The organism is Nitrososphaerota archaeon (assembly GCA_016872055.1).
Classification (GTDB): domain Archaea; phylum Thermoproteota; class Nitrososphaeria; order Nitrososphaerales; family Nitrosopumilaceae; genus Nitrosotenuis.
Map to the genome: position 1 here is coordinate 19,617 of VHBH01000002.1, position 15,518 is coordinate 35,134.

Here is a 15,518-nt window from a genome sequence, read left to right on the forward strand (position 1 = left end):
GCAAGTGCCATTTTGGCGGTGCAATTAGTTGTCCTGGATGCAAGAAAAATCATCGTGGAACTAAGTCTTGCTCTCACTGCAAGTGATTATTTTCTTTTTGCAATAGCTCCATTGAAATTTTGCAAGTACTACCTTTACCGCCTCTATTTGGACGATCGTCTATAAATTGGCAATTCCTGTCGCATCATGTTATTTCATTGTCCTCGAGCTTTACCTCATCTTTGAGCTCGTTTAGCTCAGCGGTAAATGACTCAGAAATTGATTTAGCTCGACTACTGAGATGTTTGTTGTTTTAGTCGACTTTTTTTTCCTCATGCGGATGGCTAAGGCCGTGTTCTACATGAGAATGCTCATGAACACCATACTTTTTAGTCCAGTCAACGCTTTTTTGCGCCAAATAGCAGACTACAACCAAAAACCAAGTGACTATGATAGAAACTAGGAGGAGTTGGTGCAGTATCGGAGGCATGTAAAAGTACATACCTGTCAGAAATACCGCGAAACAACTAGTAACTACTGTCGCTAGGTGGTTTCGCAGATAACCCATGCACTAAGTCTAGAAAAGTCGAATATAATGTTAATGCAGAATCTCAAAATAATAAAAGAAAAGTTAAACGAATTTTATTCGTCTTTTTCTGATACGGTAATCTCTTGCGGGATTTCAGATTGTAAAATCTTTATTTTTGACAGAAGCTCATTTCTGAGATCGCGTGCAACCCTTCGCACAGTCGGTCTTGGAACGCCTAATTCTTCGACAACTTTGCTGTAAATGTCTTGCTTGTCTGTCAGCCCCTTCTCAAGGTAAGTATTGATTGCTGCTTTGATAACGGTGCTTTGATTTGTGCGATTCACAAATTGTAATTTTTCCCGATCTATATAAGACTATAACTTTTCTTGGAAAAAAATCTAAGTTTTCTTGAGCTGGAAAAAATTATTATAATATGAAAATCGTAATGATTGCCGGAGCACTGCAAAACGATTTTCGATTCGGACAAAAATTCAAAAATTAAAAATTGTAATTTTTACAAAACACTTTCAAAATAATTCAACAGTAAGACTCTTATGCTCAGGGGATGAATCGTCGTATAATTGACCCAGGCAACAATCGAAACCAAGTTTGGAAAAATTGTATTTAAATTGCTGCCGGAACTTGCACCAGAACACGTTCGAAACTTTGTAAAGCTTGCCCAGTCAGGATTTTTCGATGGCACTTTGTTCCACAGGGTGATTCCTGGGTTTATGATTCAGGGCGGAGACCCAAACACTAAGACCGCAGACAAGTCCAGGTGGGGTCAAGGCGGCCCAGGCTATACAATCAAGGCGGAATTCAACACTAGATCACACTTGAGGGGTATAGTATCGATGGCAAGAGCAATGGATCCAAACAGCGCAGGCTCGCAGTTCTTTATTGTAACTTCAGACAGCACATTTTTGGACAGACAATACACCGTCTTCGGCGAGGTCCTAGAGGGAATGCCAATCGCCGATCAAATTGTTTCCCAGCAAAGGGATAGAAACGACTGCCCACTCCAAGAAGTACGAATGACCAAGGTTACAATCTCTGAATAAACATGAAAGCAATTCTTGCAATATTGTTGATATCTACCATATTTTCATATTCGGCATTTGCGCAAGAAATCAAAATCGGCGAGCCGGCAGACCAGCGGGTCTCCATTAGAATCTCAGAAAATGGTGACGTGCACGTAACTCATGAAGTCAAAAAACCAGACAGTCCAAAGCAAGTCGAGTTTCTATCGCCTGACTATACCAATTTTACCATAATTGATGATGAAGGAGAAGAGCCAATGTATGCAGAGGTCAGTGACAAAAATCCGGGAATTCTCCTGTTCCCATCAGGTGAAGACATCACAATCGAATATGACATTGAGGGAGTCATACAAGAAAAGAATGGTCTGTGGACGTGGGACTATGTCTATTTGGCAGAAACCGCATTCTATTTGCCACAAGGAGTGGATTTGTTTTATGTAAATGAAAATCTAATCAGACTGGGAGACCAAAAGGGATTGCTCTGCCATGGATGCCAAATGAAGCTGGAATACGAACTAGAGCCAACCATTATAACAAAACAAGTAACATGGGATGGCCAAACATTCGATGTTAAAATTATAACCCAGACAGAAATTTCCAAAATAACTCTGGATCAACCAAACAAGATTCTAAGCTTTGATGTAAACGAGCCCAACTATCCCATCACACTGATAATTCCCCAAGACTTGTTATGGAACCCATACGAAGTGTCACTCAACGACAAATTAATACAAAAACAAGAGCGAATAACCCAAGACGGTAATGTTTGGCTACATCTCTATCCGCATGAAGTAGGAACAATAACAATTCTAGGAGTATCGGTTGTGCCGGAATTTCCGCTAGCCACAGTTTTGGTGTTGAGTGCAGCAATGGTTGCCGTGGTTTATTCCACCAGATTCAGTCGCCACTAGAGCCGCAAGAGCAAAATCCATACTCATCTATTCTAACATTGCACACGGGGCACTTTTCCCCATAGTCTACTTCCCATGGCTCCTTTCCAAACAATTTGTAGTGATCGTCGATTTCCAGCGGTATGATCCTTTTTTTGACCAACAAATTTTATGGTGCATTTTGGTATAAATATGTGAGTCAGAATTATTAACGCAAATCATTCTGTACCAAACGATGAAGTGCGACTGTGGGTGCCACTGTATCAAATGTAAGAGTCCATTCTTGGAATCATTTCAGGTGGGGAAAAAAGAATCCGACGGATATTTTGACATGCACCATACTTGTCTTCAATGCAATACGCACTTTGATCACCTAGATGGAACTATCTTCCAGAAATGCGATATCTGTAAGTATTCTAGTTGAGCAGTATCTTGTGGTAAAAGGTCTTTTTCTGCTCAGAGCTCTTTTCCAGCTCCTTGTTAAACGCCATCTTTGCTAATATCTTGGATACTGCAAGCGGGCTTACAATCATTCCGTGCTGGAGAAGCTGCTCTACGGTCTCCGATACTGTTCGTGGCTTTGCGAAAAATCCATCCATCTCCAACCCTTCAATTTTGCTTGGCAGCTCTTCTGGAGAGATTTGCCTTGGCGCGGTAAACTCTGATTCGTGTACTTCGGCGTCCTTGAGCATCTTAAGATAGCTCAAGTTTGATTCGTATGTTGTGGCAATGTCTTGGACTTCCAGTCTTGGCTCTTTAGTTTTTATTTTTGCCGAGTTTTCCTGCAGTCGAAACGCCAAGTCAGCAATTACCTTGGATACAGTGTCGTTATCGATGTAAAAGTCCCGCGAGTCAATCTCTACTTCATTTACGCCGAACCTTAGCCTTATCTTTGCCATTATACTAAAAGTGATGCGGAATTTGATTTATCTTGCAAGCTTAAATGAACTCAAAGGGTGGATCAAAACTTTTACACACCAAATGATGATCTTTTTGCCTCCTTTGCACAAAAGCCAATTTCAGAGTATTTGGCATGGCAAAAAAGGCAGCAGCCACTATCATAATAATGGTGAGCCTGATGGTATTTGGCTATACTCAGTACGCGTCTGCCTCGCAAATCAATGCCAAGATAATCGAAAGCAAGCTATTGGAAAAATCAGACAAGGGCTCACTATACAATTTTCAGCTGGAGTTTAACAATCCATCATTGCTATTTCTGACTGCAGGGAAAACCGAATTTACAATAATCGCAAACGACAAGACAATTGGGACAGGTGAGCTGGATCCATTTGCATTGCCGGCACTGGGTTCCGCAACAACTAGCGGAGTCTGGCTTAAAGACCAGATAGCATCGGAAAACTCGCAGATAAAGATCTCCGGTGTTACAAAATACCAGCTATTGTTTGCGTCAATAGATGTGCCATTTACGTATTACCCAACACATGACCAGACTAGGGAATTTATAGCAGACGCATAATTTTTCAAACAATGCTTACTGTTTTTGGCTCTACTGCCCTGGACACAATTCGTACGCCAAACAAAATACTTAAGGATGTACTTGGAGGAGCTGCGACATTTGCGGGAGTCTCTGCCAGCTTTTTTGTAGAGACTGGTCTAATAGCGGTGGTTGGAACCGACTTTCCAAAAAAATATCACAATATTCTAAAAAAACATCTGGATTTGGAAGGACTCGCAATACACAAAGGCAAAACATTTCGTTATGACGGCAGCTACGACAAGACTCTTTCCACTAGAACCACGAATAAGACAGAGCTCAATGTTTTGGGATCATTTCAGCCAGTGGTGCCTGAAAAATACAGAAAATCTCAGTTTGTGTATTTGGCAAACAACGACCCAGACCAGAACACGAAAATCATCCGCGAATTTGACAATGTGAAATTTTCCATGTGCGATACTATAGAATTTTGGATAAACTCCAAGCGAAATTCTGTAATCAAGATGATTGGCTCAGTCGACACTGTCGTTATCAATGACGAAGAGGCAAAACTGCTTACCAAAGAGCACAATCTCATAAAATGCGCAAAAAAAATGATGGACTGGGGCGCAAAATACGTGATTATAAAAAAAGGAGAGCACGGCTCGCTTCTATTTTTTGATGATGTAATATTTCCTTCAGTTGCGTTTTCCCTGGAAGACATTGTGGACCCGACTGGCGCAGGCGACTCTTTTGCGGGCGCAATGATTGGATACCTAGCAAGCAAAAACTCTACCAAAATTTCTGAAATCAAAAAGGCAGTAATATATGGAAATGTAATGGGCTCTTTTGCCGTAGAAAAGTATGGCCTTGACGGATTAACCAGCATAACCAAGGACATGATCCAAAGAAGAATAAAAAAATACCAATCAATGATCGATTTCTGAAAGGTTATCTAGCAGATCTATGCGTAAAGTTTTGATGGACAGACTAGATGAGATATTTGTAATGCAAAAGGGACTAACCAAGATGATGAACCTGGATAGATATCCAAAGGACTCGGAAGGTCGCATATCTGCGCTAACCACCGCCATAATACATGAAGCAGTGGAACTACAACGCTTAACAAACTGGAAGTGGTGGAAAAAACCAACTCCGTTTAGTATGGATGATGCAAAAGAGGAGCTAATCGACATTTGGCATTTTGTGGTGCAGGCATCACTGGAGCTAAACCTCACGCCAGACGATATTGTAGCAGAATATAGAAAGAAAAACGAGATTAACCGAAACAGGCAGAAAAACGGCTACTAGACTATAATCTGTTCCAGCTTGGTCTTGCCAATCAGATCAACTAACTTTATTCTTTGAAAATTTATAATTTCATTTTTTGATACTCTCAATACTGGATCAGGGGAGACTGAATTTATTATTCGGTTGGAATCATCTACCCCGTATTTGTGCAGGCAAAACAATGCGTGGCCTGTCTTGTGGCCTGATACTTCATTTCCACAAACAATGATTGTATGCAGGTTTGGATTCTGATTTACATATTTTACCAGCTCATCAATTCCCCTGTTCTCTGAGAAAAGTCTTGCAGCAATTGCGATTTTGTCCATAATCTGGGACTGGGATATTTCTTTTAGCAGTTCTATACTGGATAATGTGCATATTGCAATGCCGATTGATTTTCCGATGAATTTCTCCTCTGGAATAGGAAAAGCAACCTTGCAAATTTCGCCTGCAATTTGGCCCAGATTCATAGTGATTTTATTATTCTAGCCGTGGTTTCTAGGTGTTTTTGCGTTACTTGTGGCTGTACTGGCAGTGAAAGGACACTTTTTGCAGCCCATTCCGTGTTTAACAGCTTTGTCTTTTGATTGTAATAAGGGGTCTTGTGGACGGGTGTGCCATAGTATACTGTAGCTCCAATTCCGTTTTCGTTTAGTGCTTTTGAGATCTTGTCCCTGTTTTTACTAGATACAGTATACAGATACCAGTTTACCTTTTCGTGCTTTCTTGGTACTGGTAATGTAACATCTGCGCCAGAAAGGAGATCCGTTAAGATTTTGGCGTTCTGTGATCTCCTTTTCAAAAATCCTGCAAGCTTTTTCATCTGTACTTTGGCAATTGCTGCATTGATCTCCGGCAACCGCAAGTTCAGGCCCAGAATTCTGGTATCATATCCGTGAACCATCCCATGGTTTCTAATCATTAGTAATTTGTCACGAAGCTTTTCGTTTGATGTGGTGATTACTCCGCCTTCGCCAGATGTCATTACTTTGGCGGCATATAGGCTAAAGCAACCAAGTTCTGAGAATGTGCCTGTTTGTTTTCCGCGGTATGTAGAGCCCATCGACTGGCAGGCATCCTCTATTATTGGAATGTGGCTTTTGGCCGCAATTTCAGATATTTCGTCAATATATGACACATTTCCATACAGGTGTACTGGGATGATCGCCTTGGTTTTTTTGGTTATTTTTTTCCGCAGGTCTTCAGGATCCATGGTGTAATTGTCGCGTGTGATATCTACAAAGACCGGCTTTGCGCCAACAGAAACAACAGAATTTGCGGAGGCAACAAAGGTAAATGAAGGTAATACAACTTCGTCACCGGATTTCACATCAAGGGCATAAAGGGCAGCTTGTAGTGCGGCAGTACCAGAATTGACAGCAATTGCATATTTTGATTTTACAAAAGAGCGGACCAGTCTTTCAAATTCCTGGACGTTTGGCCCACCATCCCTAACAGCAGATGTGAGTGCGCCTTTTTTTAGAACGGCGGTGACTTCGGCAATTTCCTCTCTGCCAACGAGAGGGATGTTCACTGGAACCTTCATGATTTGTCGTTTGACATGGATGCTAATTAAACCTCATTTCATAAATGGACAATTCTTATATCCAAATCACAATTTTTGGCAATTACATGTCTCGTCACTTGCAGAAAACAGATCCTGGATACAAGGTATACCTGTACATTTTCTACGTATGTGCTTTTTTGATGTTATCTATTATGGCATATGGTACATGGGCAATGCTGACTGAATGGCAGCAAAAGGGTACATATGTGATGGGAGAGGTATTAGTCACCACACACATTCCATTTCCCCATTTTGCAAAATTAATCACATGGCTTTTCTTTGCGTGTATTATAGGCTGGTATTGCGTTTCAAGAATCGGATGGAAAAAGGTAGTACGACTCTATTCCTGGCGAATGTCTCTGTTGCAGCTGATGCTTTTGGGATTTGCAATCATAAGTCTGTATGAAGTATTGTATAATTTCACAGTTCTCAATGCACTGATATCTGCAGGAACAGCAAACGGACAAGTGCCAGACATTGACAGGCTAACCATTGCATATCCGGATGTTGAAAGGCCATGGAATTTGATATTTGCCACAAAGATCTTCCTTGTAGCATTTCTGATTTCAGCTCATGCCTTTTACTTGTCGACTAGACCAAGAAAAACACATGATGAATTAGAAACGTAACTTTATAGGATTATAATCAAAACCCAGTACCATTGGATGTAACAAGCAAAGTAGAGCTGGTCTTGCGGCCCCCAACAGAAGAAATAGTTACGCAGGAGGAACTGACAAACCTATTTTCGACAAATTCCAAGCCGCGACATTACATAGGATTGGAGATTTCCGGATTTTTGCACCTGGGAAGTCTTATCAGTACTGGATTCAAGATTAATGATTTTATCAAAGCTGGCGTTGAATGCAATGTCTTTTTGGCAGACTGGCACACGCTAATCAACGACAAACTTGGCGGTAACTGGGATACCATAACCAAAGTATCCCATTACTACGAGCGTGCATTCAAACTGGTCTGTCCAGGTGTGAATATAATTCGCGGAAGTGAACTGTATGATTCCCACAAGGAATACTGGAAGAACTTTGTGTTATTTACGAAGCACATGACTCTTGCCAGAACAATGAGGGCAATGACAATCATGGGAAGGTCAGAAAGCGACGAGAAAGTCGACCTCTCAAAATTGTTGTATCCGCCGATGCAGGCAGTAGACATCCATACAATAGATGTTGATATAGCGCATGCGGGAATGGACCAGAGAAAAATCCACATGCTGGTCCGAGAAATATTTCCAAAAATGAAGTGGAAGGTACCAGTTGCCATCCACCATGGTTTGTTGCCGGGACTGACTGAACCAATAACTACAGATGGAGAAGGCTCAAAAATGTCAAAATCAAAGCCTGGCTCTGGTGTTTTTATTCATGATTCTGATGATGAAATAAAATCCAAGATAAAAAAGGGGTGGTGCGAGCAGGGAAAGGCAAACAATCCAATATTCCAAATAGCAAAGCACATCTTGTTCCATGAAATGCCCGAGCTCAGTGTGGAAAGGCCGGAAAAGTTCGGCGGAAATGTAACTTATTCCAATTATTCCCAGATGGAATCTGACTTTGGCGCAGGAAAGCTGCACCCAATGGATCTCAAAAATGTTGTAGCGGAAAATCTGGTCAAAATCATAGCGCCAATACGTGACAAGCTACAAATGGACGACGACACTCGCGACGCAATAAAAAATTCTGTCTAGCTCTGCAGATTATACTTCGATGTGTATCCTCGCGGATTTATCATCAAGTTCTTGAAATTATACGTAGAAGAATTGCCGATTATCACGGTACTGATCATGCCTAGCTTGTCTGCATACGATTCCATGTTTTCTAGATCAGTAATTACTATTGTCTGAGATTCTCTGTATGCGCCCTTTATGATGGCAACTGGCGTGGTCGGCTTTCTGTATTTTAGTAAAAGTTTTCTGGTATCTTGTAGTTGGTGGATTCTTTTTTTGCTTGATGGATTGTAAATCACAATTACATAGTCGCCATGGGCTGCAGCCTCGACTCGCTTTAATATAATTTCCCATGGTACCAACAAGTCACTCATCGATACTACTGCAAAATCTGTCATCAGTGGCGAGCCAATCAAGGAAGCACATGAATTTAGGGCAGACACTCCAGGTACTACCTCTACTTCTAGGCCTGTCTTTGGATCCCAACCAGCTTCTGCCAGTGTTTCGTAGATTAGGCCTGCCATTCCATAAATTCCTGGGTCTCCACTGCTAACCAGCGATACAATTTTACCAGAGAGGGCAAGCTCGATGCATTGCTTTGCTCGCTCCACTTCTTGGGTCATAGCATATCGGTGGATCTCTTTTCCCTGAATTAGATCTTCTACCAATCCAACATAGGTGTCATAGCCCACTATGGTGTCGCTTTGCTCAATGACTTGTTTTGCGCGAAAAGTCATGTGATCGTGCGCTCCGGGGCCCACGCCAACAATGTAGAGTTTTCCTGTCAAGTGATTTTTTTTTCTAAAATGCTAATTTATCCCTTGTTGGATTTTGGTGACTCTATGATTGGGCAGTTCACAATGTGGTCTTCGCTTTGCGGCCTAGCAAGTGTGACAAAGACAGAGCCGTCTGATCTTTTGGATTCTATGTCTGAAATTGTCTGCAATGGAATGGCGGACTTAGCGTCCTTCCACTCTACTATGGAAATTCTGCATACTGGAATGTATCTTTCATCCAGTGCTGAGCTCAACACGCCAGGCTGATATCCAAGCGTTCCTGCACCTTTTACCCCATTTTTGAACTGGTACATTTCAGATATTACATTTGATGTGGCAATCTTTGCAAGCTTGCCAGACACTGGAACCTTCATTATATCAGCCGGCCCCTTTGGTGTCGCGTCTGGAATAATATAGTAGGTGATGCGGCCGTCAGGACCCCAAGCCCTATGTGCAACAAATGTCACCTTTTTGGAATCCTTGTTTATCTCCAAGACCTGAACATTATCCAATGATGTACTGTTTGTAGTCTGGATCTGTCCTCCAGGCCAAATTATCTGTGGAACATTCACTGTAACATTTGTCTTTGTCAGTCTTAGTCGGGAATCTTTCTCTGCCTTTAGTATGTCTTCTACTGACTGGATTTCTTGTGGCTTTTGGCCTGCTTTCCAGGATACTGTAACCAGACTAGCTAACGGTGTGTATTCTTTTTGTGCAGGAGTTACACCAAAGACTTCTCCTTGGAATCCATAGATGCCGTCTCCCCTGATTCCGTTTGTGAATGCGTATATGGTATCTTGAGCTGATGCTGGTGCCCACCTAAGCTTTGGAGCAAACTTGACATTCCAGCCCTGCTTTTGTGTCAGCTTGTCCGATATTGTCTTATTGCTGGAATCTGTAATGATATAGCTGATAGAACCTTTGCCGTAGAATCCGTCACGCATTGGAATTGCGACTGGAATGTTTTGGTCTAAGAGTTCTATTTCTTGTTCCTTGATTTCATATGTTTGCGATATCAGTTCAACTGGCTGTCCACGAATCCATCCATCAACGCTTGTTGTTACTACAAATGGAGTAACACTACGAAATGCAACTGCCGCACCCGTAAAGTCGAATGTTCCTGCCTTTTTAGCCTCGATTTCTGTCAGTCCGTAAATTGTATTCCCGTCAACACTCCATGTTGGCTGACCACGGGAATCCTGGCTTGGAATATGATGTAAAACCAGAACTTCAACTGGATTATTTGCAGTAAATGTCAGAGATCCTGTATAAATGCTGTCGCGGTTTGGCGCGAGTACTAGTGCGAACTGACCACTTCCACTCCCGGGATCAGCAGATGAGACAAACGTCTTGGTGAAGTGAACCTTGCTTTGAGGTTTTGCAACTGCAAATGGGTCTGATACCAAAAACGAGACAGCGAGCGCTGGAATAGCTATTATTGCAAAAATGACAAACTTGTTCATTGGTATCTTAGATTCTGCAAAGATGTTTAAGCGTTTTTAGCTTCCAAGCTTGAACTCATCATGTAACGCTTGAACGGCAGCTGCACAATCTGAATCCTTGACAACAAAAGCCAGGTTCAGCTCAGATGATCCTTGGGCAATCATCATTACGTTTGCCTTTCTTTTTGCAACTGAACCAAAGACACGCGATGCGACACCGACTGTTCCGCGCATTCCAGAACCTATCAAAGCTATAATGGAAACGTCAGTCGTAACATCAATTTTTTTGATTATCTTTCCTAATAGTTCCATTTCCATTGTGTTCACTGCCTTGTCCAGATCGTTTTTCTTGACCACAATAGAAATGCTGGATTCTGACGGGCTCTGGGAAATCATCATTATATTTACGCCTACCTTTGCAAGTGTTGTAAATATTGTAGCTGCAGTTCCAGGTGCGCCAACCATACTTCCACCACGCATATCGATTAATCCATTATGGCGAATCACGGATACGCACTTGACGGTCTTGTTTGTTTTCTCATCTGGATTTGCAGTGACCAGCGTGCCGGGATTATTCACATTAAAGGTGCTTCGAATTCGCATCGGTATCTTTTTTGATAATAATGGCTCAAAGGAGCGTGGGTGGATCTGCTTTGCTCCAAAAAGAGCCATCTCCATTGCTTCCACATAGGACACCTCTGGGATCACCTTTGCATTTTTGACCATCTTTGGGTCTGCGCTCATCAGGCCGTCAACATCGCTCATAAGCCAGACCTCATCTGCTTTTATGCATGATGTAATTATGGTAGCTGTATAGTCAGAACCTCCTCTACCAAACGTTGTGACGTGGCCGTGCTGGTCAGCCCCTGCAAATCCGCCAATAACTGGAATGAATTTCTTTGATAGTAATGGTTCTAGATTTGTAGAAACACGCAATCTAGTGGTATCCATTAGAGGTTTTGATTGGCCGAAATTAGAATCTGTGACAATTCCCACCTCTTTTCCTGTCAGTGCAATTGACTTTGTCTTGAGATCCAGTATTGCATGCGATACTATTTCTATTGATAATCGCTCTCCAAATGAAATAAGATAGTCCAGCGACTGCGGCGTCACCTCGCCTAACAAAATCATCCCGTGCATTAGGCCTTTCAGCTCATCAAGTATGGATTCCAGTTTTTGGATGAGCGCCTTTCTGATTACGGAATTCGATATTGTGTCCTTTGAAATTTGCAAATGTTGTCTTCTTAATCTTGATAATATGGAGTCTGCCTGTACACGGTTTTCCTTTTTTATTGAATCGGAAATTTCTAGCAGATCATCCGTGGTGTCATTTATTGCAGAGCACACCATCACAATCTGATTTTTCTTTCCAGTGTTTTGGATGAATTTTGCAACGCCCTTGATGTGTTTAGGTGATGCCAATGAAGTTCCGCCAAACTTGATTACTAATCTCATTGGATTCCTCTCCCAAAAATGACTTTTTATGCTTTTAACTTTCTACTCGCGGTGCTAGGTAAAAGTGGATTCTACCCATGTTTGCAACCTTGAATTCTATTCTCAGTGGCTTGGCAGAAGAATACTCGCATACTATAATACCGGTTGCTGCACCCACTGCCTTTACTATCGGATTTAGGTATTCGAGGCTGTATGTACCTGTAGATTCTACCTTTGATGTTATCTCTGTTAGCTCATCTTGCTGTTTTTGAAGTGATATGAGAACCTCGCCAGAATCGCCTTTTCCAGAAAACTCTGCCTTGGACTCGTCTGTCTTGATAGTAAGATAGTCAGATACAACTTGGACATCGCCCAGAATTTTATCAAATAGGGTATTTGCAATACCTATTTTTGCATCATATGGAATTTTTGGCAGTGGTGTGTCGGTTGCCGAGGATTCGATTAATCTCATTTTGTATTGCTTGTTTTTACCAATTACTATCAATAACATGGAATCTGCTATACTAATTTGGATGGAATCTGACTTGTCCGACCTTTTGATCAATTTGGAGAATTCATCAATTCTGACTCCGAACTTTATTGGGCCGTCGCACTCGTATTTTTCAAACGCCGAGTTTGGCCAGGAAATGTCAATTAGAGCAACATGTGAGGGGTCCATTCCGCGAAAGCTGATTCCTTCAACTGTTGCCTCAAATGTGGCCTCTTCTACAAGTGTGGAAATGGCAGACAAAATTGCCTTCCATTCATCAGATCCGCTTGTCTTTGCAGAAAACACCATTTAGCTATCTGTCTTGCGCTTCCAGTTAAAGGTTATTTTTTTACGAATAGTCACGCCAAGTATGCGCGCATTTTGAACACCGGTAGAATTGTGTTGTTGGTTCATCCGCAGATCTCGTCTGTAGCATCCACCAGACTGCTTCATCATTTCCGCACTTTTCACATTCCTTTTTGATTGTTGGTAGTTTCTCTCTTTCATCATCTTCCTCAAATACAGTAAAAGACTTGTCCATTTCTGCAGAAGATTTTTTTGTTTCAGTTTTGGCAGCTTCGGAATAACCGCATTTTGTGCATGTACCTTTCTTTAACCGCAGATTGCACTTGGGGCAAAATTGCATCTAAACACCTTTGATTTTAGAGTGGATTAGTGATTTTAGTTCCTGGGCTGATTCTATTGCTGATTTTGTAGCCTTTTCCATTTCCTTTAGAGGACTGCCCTTGGAGGAATTGATACGCATTCTGTATTCGGCAGTCAGTGGGTGTCTTAGAATTACACCTGCAAACTCGACTTGGCTGTCCTTGAGCAGCTCGTGCTGGACTATATACAGAGTTCCAATGTCGGTATCCTTCAAAACCAGTTCGGTCTCTTTTTGGGAGGACTTAACTACCTGTACGTTCAATCTATCGGAAAACCACTTATTGTGGATATAAATCATCGTCAAGCATGGGAAGCGCAACGACCCTCACGGAAATAACATTAACAGTGGACAAGCCTGAATACTCTATATCGGACGATATCGTAATCACGGCATCATTTCAGATCAAGGGCGATTTGCGAGATGCGCTAAACGAGAAAAACTGGACTGAATCCTACAACAAATATGACAATTTGTTCAAACTCAAATACGGAATCAAGGTTACCTCCGGCGGATTTAGAAAAAAGGAACTCAAAGACATCGACACTTATCGTAAGGCATCATTTTTCTGGACTAGAAATCCCAAACTGGTAAACCCAATGAAAGAAAAGCGGGTCTGGGTTCAGGTGGCAAAGAACTTTGAGCCGTTCATCAAGCTAACCGAGGAAGAAGTAAAATCTGAATTGCTAGACTTTAATGAAAAAATTACAATTAAGGCATCCCAGCTTGGATCAGGCAAACACAAGATAAGTGCAGAGGCTTGGGTGTCTTGGCAAAAACACCTCTGGACTGACTCGGGCGACGCCAAAGGTTCTTCTAAGGAAATCGAAATAACAGTAAATTAAAAAATTATAAACAACAATTCTACCGTTTACTCAATGGCAAAATATGACGGATTACTAGGTCAACCAGTTTTAGAAATTGAGGAGCCGGATGCAGAAGGTGGAATCACCCTAATTTTTAAAGACAATAGATTCCTATTTGTAAAAATTGTTGATGGTAAACTCGAGACCATATCTATACCTGAATAAACACCCGAAAAAAGCGCCAATGCTTTATTTTAAACTATTTGAAAAATGATTCATGAAAAAAATTATTTTCTTTGATCTTGGTGGAGTTTTGTTAAACTGGCAAGATGATTGGTTATACGAGGAAATATCAAAACAGACTAAAATATCAAAACATAAGATAATACAAGATTTTGAATCTCACATCTCATTACTCTTTACAGGAAAAATTTCTGAGATAGAATTTTGGCAAAAAACAGTTGGAAATCTAATAATTAATCATAATATTATTTCTGAGACTTTTCAGAAATACGCTAGCCTCAACGAAAATATTCTTGGGCTAGCTAACTATTTGAAAAAATGTAACCATGAGATAGGTATTCTATCTAATATCACTCCGGAGACAAGAAAGGTTTTACCTGACATTTGGTTCACTAATTTTGATCACGTATATTTTTCCAATGAAATTGGTCTAGCTAAACCGGACCCGAAAATTTTCGATTATCTACTTGAAAAACACCAGCATAGTGAGATTTTCCTTATTGACGATAAAAAAGAAAATACTGATGTTGCAAAAATGCATGGAATTAATGCAATCCTCTATGATGGACAGGGAGATCTCATTTCACAAATAATTCAAGAAAATCACTAGAAACCTAAGGTTTCAAAAAATATATCAGAATAATTCTTATTATGACAATTTCATATTTGTGTAATTATCTATCAAAAATCATCAGAGGTTTTTTCTGATTTAATGAATTTCTCATAAGTTGATACAGCTATCTCCTGAGAAGTAGATTGAATCGATCCAGGTCTCTCTTTACGAACAGTTTCAATTGCCTTTCGAGCTGACATTTTCTGATATTTTATCAAATAACTGGCAAGTATTGTTCCAGTTCTTCCGATTCCTGCAGCGCAGTGGACCATTACTGGTTCATTGTTCTTAATTCGCTCTGCGATATAATCAACGGTGGAGTCTATCTTGTCAATGTCTGGAGCTGTGAGGTCTTCTGTTGGGACATGGAGATATTCTATTCCATCAATCCAAGTCTGCGGCAATTTGTATTCTGTCATGGTTACAATTGATTTTACTCCCTGCTTTTGAATCCAGTTTATCTCTTCGATAGTAGTTGGCATTCCAGATCCAGCTAACTTGCCATCCAAAAGCCATGAAAAATTTGTAGGACGTTTTGTTATTTTACCGTGAATTTTACGCCAGAGATTTCCCGGTTTGCTCATTTGTTGGTTTTACAATTATCAATATTTAGACACTAAGATTTGTTTATATTGCAAAATT

At 41.0% G+C, this 15,518-nt stretch carries 22 protein-coding genes; 10 read left to right on the forward strand and 12 right to left on the reverse strand.

Translation table 11 applies throughout. The annotated features are described in order from the left end of the window. Nucleotides 1-292 precede the first annotated feature (292 nt). Together FJ354_02215 and FJ354_02220 are read right to left on the reverse strand one after the other, a co-directional pair. Nucleotides 293-547 carry a hypothetical protein gene (locus tag FJ354_02215; protein ID MBM3905482.1) on the reverse strand — a complete coding sequence of 85 codons (255 nt, stop codon included), beginning with the start codon at nucleotides 545-547 and terminating at the stop codon, nucleotides 293-295. A 74-nt stretch (nucleotides 548-621) separates the two neighbouring features. Next, entirely contained in the window at nucleotides 622-852 is a 231-nt protein-coding gene (locus FJ354_02220; protein MBM3905483.1) for a hypothetical protein, read from the reverse strand. Between the two features lie 237 nt (nucleotides 853-1,089). On the opposite strand from FJ354_02220, the gene FJ354_02225 reads away from it, so the two are divergent. The 3 genes from FJ354_02225 to FJ354_02235 all read left to right on the forward strand — a co-directional run bounded on the left by FJ354_02225 (nucleotide 1,090) and on the right by FJ354_02235 (nucleotide 2,862). Then, a complete protein-coding gene (locus tag FJ354_02225; GenBank protein ID MBM3905484.1) occupies nucleotides 1,090-1,569 on the forward strand; it encodes a peptidylprolyl isomerase in 480 nt (159 codons plus the stop codon). Between the two features lie 2 nt (nucleotides 1,570-1,571). Then, nucleotides 1,572-2,459, forward strand: coding sequence for a hypothetical protein (locus FJ354_02230; protein MBM3905485.1), 888 nt, complete (start codon nucleotides 1,572-1,574; stop codon nucleotides 2,457-2,459). A gap of 214 nt (nucleotides 2,460-2,673) precedes the next feature. Next, the gene (locus tag FJ354_02235; protein ID MBM3905486.1) at nucleotides 2,674-2,862 is read left to right on the forward strand and encodes a hypothetical protein; all 189 of its coding nucleotides are present in this window, start codon (nucleotides 2,674-2,676) and stop codon (nucleotides 2,860-2,862) included. Here FJ354_02235 and FJ354_02240 read toward each other — a convergent pair. Further along, entirely contained in the window at nucleotides 2,855-3,337 is a 483-nt protein-coding gene (locus FJ354_02240; protein ID MBM3905487.1) for a hypothetical protein, read from the reverse strand. The two genes, FJ354_02235 and FJ354_02240, sit on opposite strands and share 8 nt — an antisense overlap. A gap of 134 nt (nucleotides 3,338-3,471) precedes the next feature. Between FJ354_02240 and FJ354_02245 the strand changes: the two genes are divergently transcribed. The 3 genes from FJ354_02245 to FJ354_02255 are packed head-to-tail and all read left to right on the forward strand — an operon-like array spanning nucleotide 3,472 to nucleotide 5,184. After that, the gene (locus FJ354_02245; protein ID MBM3905488.1) at nucleotides 3,472-3,915 is read left to right on the forward strand and encodes a hypothetical protein; all 444 of its coding nucleotides are present in this window, start codon (nucleotides 3,472-3,474) and stop codon (nucleotides 3,913-3,915) included. Between the two features lie 11 nt (nucleotides 3,916-3,926). Next, a complete protein-coding gene (locus FJ354_02250; GenBank protein MBM3905489.1) occupies nucleotides 3,927-4,820 on the forward strand; it encodes a sugar kinase in 894 nt (297 codons plus the stop codon). 19 nt (nucleotides 4,821-4,839) lie between these two features. Continuing rightward, nucleotides 4,840-5,184 (forward strand): dUTPase, encoded by a 345-nt coding sequence (locus FJ354_02255; GenBank protein MBM3905490.1) that lies wholly within the window; start codon nucleotides 4,840-4,842, stop codon nucleotides 5,182-5,184. On the opposite strand, the gene FJ354_02260 is transcribed toward FJ354_02255, so the two are convergent. Then, nucleotides 5,181-5,633, reverse strand: coding sequence for a tetrahydromethanopterin S-methyltransferase subunit A (locus tag FJ354_02260; protein MBM3905491.1), 453 nt, complete (start codon nucleotides 5,631-5,633; stop codon nucleotides 5,181-5,183). The genes FJ354_02255 and FJ354_02260 overlap by 4 nt on opposite strands. Continuing rightward, on the reverse strand, nucleotides 5,630-6,709 hold the full coding sequence (locus FJ354_02265) for a DegT/DnrJ/EryC1/StrS aminotransferase family protein (protein ID MBM3905492.1): 1,080 nt from the start codon (nucleotides 6,707-6,709) through the stop codon (nucleotides 5,630-5,632). Before FJ354_02265 ends, FJ354_02260 begins: the two co-directional genes overlap by 4 nt. An 86-nt stretch (nucleotides 6,710-6,795) precedes the next feature. On the opposite strand from FJ354_02265, the gene FJ354_02270 reads away from it, so the two are divergent. Together FJ354_02270 and FJ354_02275 are read left to right on the forward strand one after the other, a co-directional pair. Continuing rightward, nucleotides 6,796-7,359: a hypothetical protein gene (locus FJ354_02270; protein MBM3905493.1), complete on the forward strand. Its 564-nt coding sequence runs from the start codon at nucleotides 6,796-6,798 to the stop codon at nucleotides 7,357-7,359. Between the two features lie 32 nt (nucleotides 7,360-7,391). Further along, nucleotides 7,392-8,429: a tyrosine--tRNA ligase gene (locus FJ354_02275; GenBank protein MBM3905494.1), complete on the forward strand. Its 1,038-nt coding sequence runs from the start codon at nucleotides 7,392-7,394 to the stop codon at nucleotides 8,427-8,429. Here the strand turns inward: FJ354_02275 and cobJ are convergent. The 6 genes from cobJ to FJ354_02305 are packed head-to-tail and all read right to left on the reverse strand — an operon-like array spanning nucleotide 8,426 to nucleotide 13,478. Next, nucleotides 8,426-9,196 carry a precorrin-3B C(17)-methyltransferase gene (gene cobJ, locus FJ354_02280; protein MBM3905495.1) on the reverse strand — a complete coding sequence of 257 codons (771 nt, stop codon included), beginning with the start codon at nucleotides 9,194-9,196 and terminating at the stop codon, nucleotides 8,426-8,428. The genes FJ354_02275 and cobJ overlap by 4 nt on opposite strands. Nucleotides 9,197-9,222: 26 nt before the next feature. Next, entirely contained in the window at nucleotides 9,223-10,647 is a 1,425-nt protein-coding gene (locus FJ354_02285) for a hypothetical protein (protein MBM3905496.1), read from the reverse strand. 36 nt (nucleotides 10,648-10,683) lie between these two features. Continuing rightward, nucleotides 10,684-12,081: an aspartate kinase gene (locus FJ354_02290; GenBank protein MBM3905497.1), complete on the reverse strand. Its 1,398-nt coding sequence runs from the start codon at nucleotides 12,079-12,081 to the stop codon at nucleotides 10,684-10,686. A gap of 34 nt (nucleotides 12,082-12,115) precedes the next feature. After that, nucleotides 12,116-12,859 carry a proliferating cell nuclear antigen (pcna) gene (pcn, locus tag FJ354_02295; GenBank protein ID MBM3905498.1) on the reverse strand — a complete coding sequence of 248 codons (744 nt, stop codon included), beginning with the start codon at nucleotides 12,857-12,859 and terminating at the stop codon, nucleotides 12,116-12,118. Between the two features lie 40 nt (nucleotides 12,860-12,899). Then, complete coding sequence (locus tag FJ354_02300) at nucleotides 12,900-13,196, reverse strand: transcription factor S (protein MBM3905499.1); 297 nt, start codon at nucleotides 13,194-13,196, stop codon at nucleotides 12,900-12,902. Further along, complete coding sequence (locus FJ354_02305; protein ID MBM3905500.1) at nucleotides 13,197-13,478, reverse strand: hypothetical protein; 282 nt, start codon at nucleotides 13,476-13,478, stop codon at nucleotides 13,197-13,199. A gap of 44 nt (nucleotides 13,479-13,522) precedes the next feature. On the opposite strand from FJ354_02305, the gene FJ354_02310 reads away from it, so the two are divergent. After that, nucleotides 13,523-14,059, forward strand: a complete 537-nt coding sequence (locus FJ354_02310; protein ID MBM3905501.1) for a hypothetical protein — start codon at nucleotides 13,523-13,525, stop codon at nucleotides 14,057-14,059. 238 nt (nucleotides 14,060-14,297) lie between these two features. Next, complete coding sequence (locus tag FJ354_02315) at nucleotides 14,298-14,873, forward strand: HAD family phosphatase (protein ID MBM3905502.1); 576 nt, start codon at nucleotides 14,298-14,300, stop codon at nucleotides 14,871-14,873. A 71-nt stretch (nucleotides 14,874-14,944) separates the two neighbouring features. On the opposite strand, the gene FJ354_02320 is transcribed toward FJ354_02315, so the two are convergent. Then, on the reverse strand, nucleotides 14,945-15,460 hold the full coding sequence (locus FJ354_02320) for a protein tyrosine phosphatase (GenBank protein ID MBM3905503.1): 516 nt from the start codon (nucleotides 15,458-15,460) through the stop codon (nucleotides 14,945-14,947). Between the last annotated feature and the right edge of the window lie 58 nt (nucleotides 15,461-15,518).

Bases quoted from the DNA above. Each gene is read 5' to 3' on its own strand.
- FJ354_02285 (MBM3905496.1), bottom strand. From the start codon at position 10,647: ATGAACAAGTTTGTCATTTTTGCAATAATAGCTATTCCAGCGCTCGCT.
- pcn (MBM3905498.1), bottom strand. From the start codon at position 12,859: ATGGTGTTTTCTGCAAAGACAAGCGGATCTGATGAATGGAAGGCAATT.
- FJ354_02255 (MBM3905490.1), top strand. From the start codon at position 4,840: ATGCGTAAAGTTTTGATGGACAGACTAGATGAGATATTTGTAATGCAA.
- FJ354_02270 (MBM3905493.1), top strand. From the start codon at position 6,796: ATGTCTCGTCACTTGCAGAAAACAGATCCTGGATACAAGGTATACCTG.
- FJ354_02240 (MBM3905487.1), bottom strand. From the start codon at position 3,337: ATGGCAAAGATAAGGCTAAGGTTCGGCGTAAATGAAGTAGAGATTGAC.
- FJ354_02250 (MBM3905489.1), top strand. From the start codon at position 3,927: ATGCTTACTGTTTTTGGCTCTACTGCCCTGGACACAATTCGTACGCCA.
- FJ354_02290 (MBM3905497.1), bottom strand. From the start codon at position 12,081: ATGAGATTAGTAATCAAGTTTGGCGGAACTTCATTGGCATCACCTAAA.
- FJ354_02230 (MBM3905485.1), top strand. From the start codon at position 1,572: ATGAAAGCAATTCTTGCAATATTGTTGATATCTACCATATTTTCATAT.
- FJ354_02300 (MBM3905499.1), bottom strand. From the start codon at position 13,196: ATGCAATTTTGCCCCAAGTGCAATCTGCGGTTAAAGAAAGGTACATGC.
- FJ354_02245 (MBM3905488.1), top strand. From the start codon at position 3,472: ATGGCAAAAAAGGCAGCAGCCACTATCATAATAATGGTGAGCCTGATG.
- FJ354_02310 (MBM3905501.1), top strand. From the start codon at position 13,523: ATGGGAAGCGCAACGACCCTCACGGAAATAACATTAACAGTGGACAAG.
- FJ354_02215 (MBM3905482.1), bottom strand. From the start codon at position 547: ATGGGTTATCTGCGAAACCACCTAGCGACAGTAGTTACTAGTTGTTTC.
- FJ354_02260 (MBM3905491.1), bottom strand. From the start codon at position 5,633: ATGAATCTGGGCCAAATTGCAGGCGAAATTTGCAAGGTTGCTTTTCCT.
- FJ354_02315 (MBM3905502.1), top strand. From the start codon at position 14,298: ATGAAAAAAATTATTTTCTTTGATCTTGGTGGAGTTTTGTTAAACTGG.
- FJ354_02265 (MBM3905492.1), bottom strand. From the start codon at position 6,709: ATGAAGGTTCCAGTGAACATCCCTCTCGTTGGCAGAGAGGAAATTGCC.
- FJ354_02235 (MBM3905486.1), top strand. From the start codon at position 2,674: ATGAAGTGCGACTGTGGGTGCCACTGTATCAAATGTAAGAGTCCATTC.
- FJ354_02320 (MBM3905503.1), bottom strand. From the start codon at position 15,460: ATGAGCAAACCGGGAAATCTCTGGCGTAAAATTCACGGTAAAATAACA.